Source organism: Staphylococcus sp. aM (assembly GCF_052975125.1).
Genome location: NZ_CP121447.1, coordinates 935,263 through 947,137 on the forward strand (window position 1 = coordinate 935,263; position 11,875 = coordinate 947,137).

Below are 11,875 nucleotides of genomic sequence, written 5' to 3' on the forward strand. Positions count from 1 at the left end.
GGATGAGTCAATTACAAAATCGTGTAGATGAATTACATGATTTATTAAACCAATATAGTTATGAATACTATGTTCAAGATAACCCATCAGTGCCAGATAGTGAATACGATAAATTATTACACGAACTCATTCATATTGAAGAAGAACATCCTGAATTTAAGACACCAGATTCACCTACAGTGCGAGTAGGTGGCGAAGCACAATCATCCTTTGAAAAAGTGAATCATGATACGCCTATGCTTAGTTTAGGTAATGCTTTCAATGAGGAAGATTTAAGAAAGTTTGATCAACGTATACGAGAAAATATTGGCAAAGTAGAATATATGTGTGAACTTAAAATAGATGGTTTAGCGGTCTCTTTAAAATATGAAAACGGCCGTTTCGTACAAGGATTAACTCGTGGTGATGGTACAACGGGTGAAGATATAACTGAAAATTTAAGAACGATTCATGCCATTCCATTAAAAATTAAAGAACCACTTAATTTTGAAGTTCGTGGAGAAGCATATATGCCAAGAAAATCATTTATGAATTTAAATGAAGAAAAAGAAAAGAATGGCGAGCAACCTTTTGCAAATCCTCGTAATGCAGCAGCAGGGTCGTTACGCCAACTAGATTCTAAGCTAGCTGCTAAAAGAAAGTTAAGTGTATTCTTATATAGTATTAACGATTTTACTGACTTTGAAGCGACTACTCAAAGTGGTGCATTAGATGAATTAGATCAATTAGGATTTAAGACAAATCATGAACGTGAGAGAGTATCTGATATAGACGGCGTGCTTAAATATATTGAAAAATGGACAGCTGAAAGAGAAACCTTACCTTATGATATAGATGGCATCGTTATCAAAGTCAATGATTTGGAACAACAAGATGAAATGGGATTCACCCAAAAATCACCTCGATGGGCTATTGCTTATAAGTTTCCTGCTGAAGAAGTTGTTACAGAGTTATTAGACATTGAATTAAGTATAGGACGTACAGGTGTTGTTACACCTACGGCAATCCTCGAACCAGTGAGAGTGGCAGGTACGACTGTATCAAGGGCTTCATTACATAATGAGGATTTAATACATGAAAGAGATATCAGAATTGGTGATAGTGTTGTTGTCAAAAAGGCAGGCGATATTATCCCAGAAGTTGTGAAAAGTATTATTGACCGTCGACCTGAAGATGCTGAAACGTATCATATGCCGACGCATTGTCCAAGTTGTGGTCATGAGTTAGTAAGAATAGAAGGCGAAGTGGCTTTACGATGTATTAATCCTAAATGCCAAGCGCAGTTGATCGAAGGTCTTATTCACTTTGTTTCACGTCAGGCTATGAATATTGATGGTTTAGGTACTAAAATTATTCAACAGTTATATGAAAATGATTTGATTAAAGATGTTGCCGATATCTTTTATTTGGAAAAAGAAGATTTATTACCTCTTGAACGTATGGGAAGTAAAAAAGTTGAAAATTTATTAGAAGCTATAAAACAAGCTAAATCACAGTCGTTAGAACATTTATTGTTTGGTTTAGGCATTCGTCATTTAGGTGTAAAAGCAAGTCGTGTTCTAGCTGAAAAGTACGAAACTATGGATCGTCTTTTGACAGTAACTGAAGAGGAATTGATTGCCATTCATGATATTGGTGGTAAATTAGCACAATCAGTAGTCACTTATTTAGAAAATGATGACATTCGTGCATTAATTCAAAAATTAAAAGATAAAGATGTTAATATGACATATAAAGGTGTTAAAACTACTGAAATTGAAGGACATCCTGATTTTAGTGGTAAGACAATTGTATTAACTGGTAAATTAGAACAAATGACACGTAATGAGGCTTCGCAGTGGTTGCAAATGCAAGGTGCGAAAGTGACGAACAGTGTCACTAAGAGTACAGATATACTCATTGCTGGAGCTGATGCAGGTTCTAAATTAACTAAAGCAGAAAAGTTTGGAACGGAAATATGGACTGAAGAAGAATTTGCAACAAAACAAAATGAAATAAACAATGAGTGAGGTACGTCGATGAAGCGAACAATAATTTTACTTATCTCGACAATTTTTATTTTAACCGCATGCAGTAACGATAAAGATAAATCATCTGACCAAGAAGCAGATCATACTAAAGGAAGTCATTCATCTCAGGTCAAACAAGTGGCTACAGATAAAAACGTACAAGGCGATAATTATCGTACGATTTTACCATTTAAAGAAAGTCAATCACGTGGGTTATTACAAGATAATATGGCAAATAGCTATAACAGCGAAGGCTTTGAGAGTGGTCTGTTAGAACTAAGTAAAGAAGTTTTTCCTACAAACAAATACTTATATCAAGATGGGCAATTTTTAGATAAAAAGACAATCAATGCTTATCTTGATCCCAAATATACTAAAAAAGAAATAGAAAAAATGAGTGATAAAGAGAAGAAAGATAAAAAAGCTAATGAAAATTTAGGCCTTAATCCTTCTCATCAAGGAGAAACAAATCCAACTAAAATAGCTGAAAAATCGCCAGCCTATTTATCTAATATTTTAGAACAGGATTTCTATGGTAATAGTGATACTAAAGGTAAAAATATTAAGGGTATGACCATTGGTTTAGCTATGAATAGTGAATATTATTATCAGAAAGAGAAAGATGGCGAAACGTATAGCAAGAAGTTAGATGACAAAGAAATAGAGAAGCAAGGTAAAGCAATGGCGAGTGAAATATTATCTAGATTAAGAGAAAATAGTGACTTAAAAGATATTCCAATTCACTTTGCTATATATAAACAAAGTAGCCAAGAGTCTATTACGCCGGGTGAATTTATGGCAGGCGCAACTGCTGATGATGGTCAAACGAAAATCAATGATTGGAAAACAATTAATGAGACAACTGCTTTATTACCTTCATCTACAGCAGGTAAATATGATGAATCATTAAATAATAACTTTAAACAATTTAATGATAACCTACAATCTTATTTCTCTAACTTTACTCAAGCAGTAGGTAAAGTGAAATTTGTAGATAAAAAAGCAAAACAGTTAACAGTGGATTTACCAATTGACTATTATGGTCAGGCTGAAACGATTGGAATCACACAATATGTGACAGAACAAGCTAATAAATACTTTGATGATATAGATGAGTATGAAATTAGAATTAAAGATGGTAACAATCCAAGAGCACTAATTAGTAAAAATAAAGATGATAAAGAACCACAGGTTCACATTTATCATAATTAATTTATAAAAGTAAAAAGCGCGTAGAAAAGGTTGGCCTTTTCTACGCGTATTTTTTATTTTTCTTTAACAATTTGTTTTACTTTAGCTAAGTCTTGATTTACAAATTCTCCAGGTGAAGCCGTTAATTTACTTACAATATATGTCACAATAATACTTACAAGAAAACCTGGAATAATTTCATACATACCAAATAATTCATTTATAGAAGCTAATGGTTTAATCCATGCTATCCATATAATCACAACTAAAGCACCACTAATCATACCGCTAATAGCACCAGCTCTCGTCAAACCTTTCCAATATAATGAGAACAATACTAATGGACTAAAAGATGCACCAAAACCTGCCCAAGCATTACCAACTAAATTGAGAATTGTATCATTTGGATGCCAAGCAATAGCGATGGCTACGATAGCTACAACTAATACAGATAATCGTCCTACCATTACAAATTCTTTTTGATGTGTTGCTGCTTTTTCTTCCCCACGAATCAATTTATAAAAATCTTCAGTTAATGAGCTTGAAGTAACCAAAAGTTGAGATGAAATAGTGCTCATAATAGCAGCAAGGATCGCTGCAAGTAAAAATCCGCCAACTAGTGGGTGGAATAGTATTTGGCTCATAATAATAAATAATGTTTCTGGGTCTTCCATTTTAATATGACGTTCAGAGATAAAGGCAATACCTGTTAATCCTACGCAAACCGCACCAAGTAAGCCTATCGTCATCCAACTGATTCCTAAGCGTCTCGCTTTTGGTAATAATTTATGAGATTTAATAGACATAAATCTAACAATAATATGAGGTTGACCGAAATATCCTAATCCCCATGAAAATAGAGAAATAATACCAATTAATGTCGTGCCTCTAAATAAATCCATATTTGTTGGTTTCATTGCTGCTACTTTACTAAAAGTATCAAATCCATTTAACTGCATCATTGCTACAATAGGTACCATGACCATAGCGATTAACATAATAACACCTTGGAAAAAGTCTGTAATAGATACAGCTAAATAACCACCGAAAAATGTATAAAAGATAACAATAACAGCGACGAGAATTAATCCAAAATGATAATTTAATCCAAAGGCACTTTCGAATAATTTACCGCCTGAAACAAAACCAGAATGTGTGTATAAAGTGAAGAATATAACGATAATTAATCCTGAAATAATTTTAATAATATTTTGTTGGTCATTTAATCTGTTCTTAAAGAAATCAGGGAGTGTAATGGCATCTCCTGCAATTTCTGTATAAACTCTTAGCCTAGGCGCTACAACCCAGTAATTAATATAAGCACCCAGTGTTAGACCGATTGTTATCCAAATGGCTGACAAACCAGTACTATAAACAGAACCTGGTAATCCCATGATCATCCAACCACTCATATCCGAAGCTCCTGCGGATAGTGCAGTTATGTAAGGACCTATATTACGACCACCCAACATGAATTCACTTAAATTACCAGTTGCTTGTTTATAGCCATAAAAACCTATAATAAGCAGAATAATAAAGTAAATGGCGATCATGATGTAAGTTTGCCAATTTGCATCAACTTGTTGATTTAGTTCAGTCCCCAAATATAGCATATTAACCACTCCCTCTTATAATTCATTGATTTGTGTCACATGTAATATTATACATTATAGTTAAATGTTTAGAAAAGTGAAAAAATAAAATTTTATTTTTAAAGAACTGACAAAACAGCGATATAGCGCTTACATTATAAATTTTAATTAATATTCCCACTTATAAATATTGCATAATCATAAATGATTAATATAAAATCTAGTGTTTTAATAGAAATATATGATAAATACATATAAATAAGTTACACCTAAATGAATCAATCTTTGATTATTGGATTATGTAATGGAAATGACTAAAAACATGTTCAAAAAAGTGAGGACAGTGATTTAAATTGGCATTATGCAATAAATACTTAGATTTTTAAATGAATATTTGATACAATTTAGTGATGAATGAGTAATAAGGAGGCTTTTATTTAATGACTAAAGTAACACGCGAAGAAGTTGAACATATAGCTAATTTAGCCAGACTTCAAATTTCTCCTGAAGAAACGGATGAAATGGCCAATACATTAGAGAGTATTTTAGATTTTGCTAAACAAAATGATAGTGCAGACACTGAAGGTGTTGAACCAACATACCACGTATTAGATTTACAAAATGTATTACGTGAAGATAAAGCTATCGAGGGCATTCCTCAAGAATTAGCATTAAAAAATGCAAAAGAAACTGAAAATGGACAATTTAAAGTTCCAGCCATCATGAATGAGGAGGACGCTTAAGATGAGTATTCGCTATGAGTCTGTTGAGAATTTATTAACTTTAATTAAAAATAAAGAAATTAAACCTTCACAAATTGTAAGTGATATTTATGATGCTATTGAAGAAACTGATCCTACAATCAAATCTTTCTTAGCTTTAGATAAAGAAAATGCGATGAAAAAAGCGCAAGAATTAGATGAATTACAAGCCAAAGACCAAATGGAAGGTAAATTATTTGGTATTCCAATGGGGATTAAAGACAACATTATAACTAAGGATTTAGAAACAACATGTGCAAGTAAAATGTTGGAAGGTTTTGTACCTATCTATGAATCAACTGTTATGAATAAATTGCATAATGAAAATGCAGTTTTAATTGGTAAATTAAACATGGACGAATTTGCAATGGGTGGTTCTACTGAAACATCTTACTTTAAGAAAACAGTGAATCCATTTGATCATTCTGCTGTACCAGGTGGTTCTTCAGGTGGTTCAGCTGCGGCTGTAGCAGCAGGTTTAGTACCATTTAGTCTAGGGTCAGATACTGGTGGCTCTATTCGTCAACCTGCATCTTATTGCGGTATCGTGGGTATGAAACCAACATACGGACGTGTGTCACGTTTTGGCTTAGTCGCATTCGCTTCATCATTAGACCAAATTGGACCATTAACTCGTAACGTTAAAGATAACGCATTAGTGCTAGAAGCTATTTCTGGTTTAGATGCTAATGATTCAACAAGCGCTCCGGTTGATGATGTTGACTTTACTTCTGAAATTGGAAAAGATATTAAAGGCTTAAAAGTAGCACTTCCTAAAGAATATTTAGGTGAAGGTGTTAGCGAAGATGTTAAAGCATCAGTAAAAAATGCAGTAGAAACATTAAAATCATTAGGTGCTGAAGTAGAAGAGGTATCATTACCTAATACGAAATATGGTATTCCATCATATTATGTTATTGCATCATCAGAAGCATCAGCAAACTTAGCTCGCTTTGATGGTATCCGTTATGGTTATCACTCCAAAGAAGCACAATCACTTGAAGAACTTTATAAAATGTCTAGATCAGAAGGTTTTGGTGACGAAGTTAAACGCCGTATCTTCTTAGGAACATTCGCGTTAAGTTCAGGTTATTATGATGCATTTTATAAGAAATCACAAAAAGTAAGAACTTTAATTAAGAATGACTTTGATAAAATCTTTGAAAAATATGACATTGTTGTAGGTCCAACTGCACCAACAACAGCGTTTGATTTAGGTGATGAGATTGATGATCCATTGACAATGTATGCCAATGATTTATTAACTACACCAGTTAACTTAGCAGGTTTACCAGGTATTTCTGTTCCTTGTGGACAATCAAACGGACGCCCAATTGGATTACAATTTATTGGTAAACCGTTCGATGAAAAGACGTTATATCGTGTTGCATATCAATATGAAACACAATTCAACCTACATGACGCTTATGAAAAATTATAAGGAGTGGAAATAATGCATTTTGAAACAGTTATCGGACTTGAAGTTCATGTTGAGCTAAAAACAGACTCAAAAATGTTCTCTCCATCACCTGCACATTTTGGAGCAGAACCTAACTCAAATACAAACGTAATTGACCTTGCATATCCTGGTGTTCTACCTGTTGTTAATAAAAGAGCAGTAGACTGGGCAATGCGTGCGTCAATGGCTTTAAATATGGATATCGCTACAAATTCTAAATTTGACCGTAAAAACTACTTTTATCCTGATAATCCAAAAGCTTATCAAATTTCTCAATTTGATGAACCAATCGGTGAAAATGGATATATCGACATCGAAGTAGACGGTAAAACAAAACGTATTGGTATTACTCGTTTACACATGGAAGAAGATGCTGGTAAATCAACACATAAAGATGGATATTCTTTAGTTGATTTAAACCGTCAAGGTACACCATTAATCGAAATCGTATCTGAACCAGATATCCGTTCACCTCAAGAAGCGTATGCTTATTTAGAAAAGTTACGCTCAATTATTCAATATACAGGTGTATCTGATTGTAAAATGGAAGAAGGATCATTACGTTGCGATGCTAATATTTCATTACGTCCATATGGCCAAGAAGAATTCGGTACAAAAGCTGAATTGAAAAACTTAAACTCATTTAACTATGTTCGTAAAGGCTTAGAATACGAAGAAAAACGCCAAGAAGAAGAATTGTTAAATGGTGGAGAGATTGGTCAAGAAACGCGTCGTTTTGATGAATCAACAGGTAAAACAATCTTAATGCGTGTTAAAGAAGGATCTGACGATTATCGTTATTTCCCTGAGCCAGATATCGTACCATTATATGTAGATGACGAATGGAAAGAGCGTGTTCGTCAAACAATTCCAGAATTACCAGATGAACGTAAAGCTAAATATGTTAATGATTTAGGATTACCTGAATACGATGCGCATGTTTTAACACTTACTAAAGAAATGTCTGATTTCTTTGAAGGTGCTATAGAACATGGTGCAGACGTGAAATTAACTTCTAACTGGTTAATGGGTGGCGTAAATGAATACTTGAATAAAAATCAAGTAGAATTACAAGATACAAAATTAACACCAGAAAACTTAGCAGGTATGATTAAATTAATCGAAGACGGCACAATGAGCAGTAAGATTGCCAAAAAAGTCTTCCCTGAATTAGCAGAAAATGGTGGAGATGCGAAACAAATTATGGAAGATAAAGGTTTAGTTCAAATTTCAGACGAAGCTACTTTATTAAAATTTGTTAATGAAGCATTAGATAATAATCCTCAATCAGTTGAAGATTATAAAAATGGTAAAGGTAAAGCAATGGGCTTCTTAGTTGGTCAAATTATGAAAGCTTCTAAAGGACAAGCAAACCCTCAAAAAGTAAACCAATTACTTAAACAAGAGCTAGATAAAAGATAAATAATTTGATTTTCACTCCTATAACGTTTAGTGTAAACTATTCGTTGTAGGAGTTTTTTGAATGTCATTCTTTTTGGTGGAGAAATAAGTAGTCCTTAACTAAGATTGAAAGCATTTAGATATAAAACAAAACGTATGAATAATAATTAATACAAAAGTTAAATTAAACACTTTAATATAGTTATATTTGAAAACTTTAGCAAAGCTCATATATAAGCGCTTCTAAACAATAAATTACTATCAAGTTCTAAAAAATACTTTCAACTCGAGTGTAAATCATTTAATATTAAATATGAGTATATGAAGTCGAGGGATATGATATGAGAAAACGAGCAAGAATTATTTATAACCCGACATCTGGTAAAGAGCTATTTAAACGAATGCTACCTGATGTTTTAATTAAACTAGAAAAAGTTGGATACGAAACAAGTGCTTATGCTACAGAGCGCGAAGGTGATGCTACTTTAGAAGCAGAGCGAGCACTTAAACAACAATATGATATTTTAATAGTAGCGGGTGGCGACGGTACATTAAATGAAGTAGTCAATGGAATCGCTGAGCAACCTAATAGACCGAAATTAGGTGTTATACCTATGGGCACAGTTAATGACTTTGGACGAGCGTTGCATTTGCCAAACGACATAATGGGTGCGCTTGATGTGATAATTGAAGGACACAGTACTAAAGTTGATATAGGTAAAATGAACAGTCGTTACTTCATTAACTTAGCAGCAGGTGGTCAACTGACACAAGTCTCATACGAAACACCAAGTAAATTAAAATCTATCGTCGGGTCATTTGCGTATTACATTAAAGGATTCGAAATGTTACCGCAAATGAAGGCTGTTGATTTAAGAATCGAATATGATGATAAAGTCTTTCAGGGAGAAGCATTGCTATTCTTACTAGGACTAACTAATTCAATGGCAGGTTTTGAAAAATTAGTACCTGACGCAAAGTTAGATGATGGTTACTATACATTAATAATAGTAGAAAAGGCGAACTTAGCAGAATTAGGTCACATCATGACTTTAGCTTCAAGAGGCGAACATACAAAGCATCCTAAAGTGATATATGAAAAAGCAAAATCTATTAATATTTCATCATATACTGAAATGCAATTAAATGTTGATGGTGAATATGGCGGCAAATTACCAGCTAATTTCTTAAATTTAGAAAGACATATCGATGTATTTACACCTCATGATATTCATAATGAAGAATTACTTGATCAACCAACAGTAACACCACAGATGAAGGCTGAGGATTATCAACATAATTCAGAAGACGAAGTTTAATAAATATTTAAAGAACACAAGGTTAGGATAGGCAAGATGATATGTCCTAACCTTTTTATATGTGGGGGAAATAAAGTGGAAACATTGAAGAAAAATGATGTACTAACAGGCCAGGTTGTAGATTTAACACATGAAGGCCATGGCGTTGTAAAAATTGATAGATATCCGATATTTATCCCAAATACGTTAATAGATGAGAAGATTGAGTATAAAGTGATTAAAGTAAAGAAAAACTTTGCAATTGGAAAATTAATAAAAGTGATTACTGAAAGTGATGCTCGAGTAGAGCCACCATGTATATATTATTACAAATGCGGAGGATGCCAACTTCAGCATATGTCATATCAAGCACAACTCAATATGAAAAAAGAACAGGTGGTTAATTTATTTCACAGAAAAGCAAAATTTACAAATACAGTTATCAAAGATACTGTTGGTATGGAAGACCCTTGGCGATATAGAAACAAATCACAAATCCCCGTTGGTTTAAGTAAGGATCAGCAACCAATAATGGGATTTTACCGACAACGAAGTCATGACATCATTGATATGGAAAGTTGTTTAATTCAGGATCAACAACATCAACAAGTGATGAACGATCTAAAACAACTGATATCTGAGCTAAATATAAGCGTTTATAATGAAAAAACTAAAAAAGGATTACTTCGTCATTTAGTAGTGAGAACAGGACATTACACGAATCAATTAATGATTATATTAGTGACCAATGGTAAGGCGTTCAAACAAGCTGAATCTCTGGTGGATGCACTAGTTCGAAAATATCCTAATGTCACAAGTATTAAACAAAATATTAATGATGCACATTCAAATGTGATAATGGGGCCTCAATCTATTACGCTTTATGGTGAAGAAGAAATTGAAGATCAATTAAGTGAAGTCACTTTCAATATAAGTGATCAATCGTTCTATCAAATCAATTCACATCAAACAGAAAAATTATATCAACAAGCATTAGATTATGCCCAATTAACCGGGGATGAAATTGTACTTGATACATATTGTGGTATCGGTACAATCGCTATATACATGGCTGAAAATGCTCGACACGTATATGGTGTCGAAGTAGTACCTTCAGCAATTAATGATGCAAATCAAAATGCGACTAAAAACCAATTAGAAAATACAACTTTTGTCTGTGGGAAAGCTGAAGAAGTTATTCTAAAATGGAAAGCAGAAGGAATAAGACCAGATGTTGTTATGGTCGATCCACCAAGAAAGGGTTGCGATGAAACGTTCTTAGAAACAATATTAGAACTTAATCCTAAACGAATTGTATATATATCATGTAATCCGTCTACACAACAACGTGATGCACACATACTTAATCATCAGTATGATTTAAAAGAAATTACACCTGTTGATATGTTCCCGCAAACAACACATATTGAAACAGTGGCATTATTTGAAAGAAAATAATATCATTTGTCGAGATATTTGAAGAAGTTGATTGCTAAAACAAGACGATTATTAAAATTATATTACAAGCAACTTACTTTCTTGAAAATACCTTTAGTATCAATCCTAAACAATGTATACTAAAGTTGATTTTAGAGAAAAATGGAGGGTTGGTTGTGCATAAAATTGATTTGTTTCCACATAAAATTAATATTCGTCGCTTTGTATTAATGCAAATTGTTTTAATTATGTTTGTCATATTATTTACATATAAGTGGGCTTATACCGTGACACATATTATAGAACAAAATATTGTTATGAACTTAGTTTATGGTTTTGCTGGCTTTTTAGTTTTATTAATTATTCATGAGTTGATACATCGTGTATTATTTATTTTATTTTCTAAAGGTGAAAAGCCTAAAATGAAATATAAAAAGGGAACAATGTTATTACAATTTACTGAAACTTGCTTTAACAGATGGCAATTTAGCACAATCATGTTAGCGCCTCTTGTATTAATAAGTTCACTTTTACTTGTACTAATTAAGACTTATGCATATTCCTCGTTGATATTTATGTTTAGTATCCATATTGGCTATTGCGTGCTTGATGTTTTATTAGTGTCGTTAGCACTTGCCAGTAATTTTAAATATATTCAAAAATATGATGAAGGATTATATCTATATCAACACAAACCTAGTCAAATGAATCAAGAATAGTCAATCAT

Annotated in this window: 9 protein-coding genes; 8 read left to right on the forward strand and 1 reads right to left on the reverse strand. The window is 32.8% G+C overall.

From position 1 onward, the window contains the following. The first annotated feature begins 2 nt into the window (after positions 1–2). Both ligA and P7F85_RS04590 read left to right on the forward strand, forming a co-directional pair. Entirely contained in the window at positions 3–2,009 is a 2,007-nt protein-coding gene (gene ligA, locus P7F85_RS04585; protein ID WP_046464269.1) for an NAD-dependent DNA ligase LigA, read from the forward strand. A 9-nt stretch (positions 2,010–2,018) separates the two neighbouring features. Next, positions 2,019–3,221, forward strand: a complete 1,203-nt coding sequence (locus P7F85_RS04590; protein ID WP_015364854.1) for a CamS family sex pheromone protein — start codon at positions 2,019–2,021, stop codon at positions 3,219–3,221. 53 nt (positions 3,222–3,274) lie between these two features. Here the strand turns inward: P7F85_RS04590 and putP are convergent, their stop codons facing one another. Then, positions 3,275–4,813, reverse strand: a complete 1,539-nt coding sequence (gene putP / locus P7F85_RS04595; RefSeq protein ID WP_447158569.1) for a sodium/proline symporter PutP — start codon at positions 4,811–4,813, stop codon at positions 3,275–3,277. 419 nt (positions 4,814–5,232) lie between these two features. Here putP and gatC point away from each other — a divergent pair, with 419 nt between their 5' ends. The 6 genes from gatC to P7F85_RS04625 all read left to right on the forward strand — a co-directional run bounded on the left by gatC (position 5,233) and on the right by P7F85_RS04625 (position 11,867). Further along, on the forward strand, positions 5,233–5,535 hold the full coding sequence (gatC, locus tag P7F85_RS04600) for an Asp-tRNA(Asn)/Glu-tRNA(Gln) amidotransferase subunit GatC (RefSeq protein WP_002452273.1): 303 nt from the start codon (positions 5,233–5,235) through the stop codon (positions 5,533–5,535). 1 nt (position 5,536) lies between these two features. Beyond that, entirely contained in the window at positions 5,537–6,994 is a 1,458-nt protein-coding gene (gene gatA / locus P7F85_RS04605; RefSeq protein ID WP_002466125.1) for an Asp-tRNA(Asn)/Glu-tRNA(Gln) amidotransferase subunit GatA, read from the forward strand. A 12-nt stretch (positions 6,995–7,006) separates the two neighbouring features. Beyond that, a complete protein-coding gene (gatB, locus tag P7F85_RS04610; RefSeq protein WP_002452275.1) occupies positions 7,007–8,434 on the forward strand; it encodes an Asp-tRNA(Asn)/Glu-tRNA(Gln) amidotransferase subunit GatB in 1,428 nt (475 codons plus the stop codon). 320 nt (positions 8,435–8,754) lie between these two features. Further along, positions 8,755–9,732 (forward strand): diacylglycerol kinase, encoded by a 978-nt coding sequence (locus tag P7F85_RS04615; RefSeq protein WP_447158570.1) that lies wholly within the window; start codon positions 8,755–8,757, stop codon positions 9,730–9,732. Between the two features lie 75 nt (positions 9,733–9,807). After that, complete coding sequence (rlmD, locus tag P7F85_RS04620) at positions 9,808–11,169, forward strand: 23S rRNA (uracil(1939)-C(5))-methyltransferase RlmD (protein ID WP_002466102.1); 1,362 nt, start codon at positions 9,808–9,810, stop codon at positions 11,167–11,169. A 155-nt stretch (positions 11,170–11,324) separates the two neighbouring features. Further along, complete coding sequence (locus P7F85_RS04625) at positions 11,325–11,867, forward strand: DUF3267 domain-containing protein (protein ID WP_002466107.1); 543 nt, start codon at positions 11,325–11,327, stop codon at positions 11,865–11,867. The last annotated feature ends 8 nt before the right edge of the window (positions 11,868–11,875 follow it).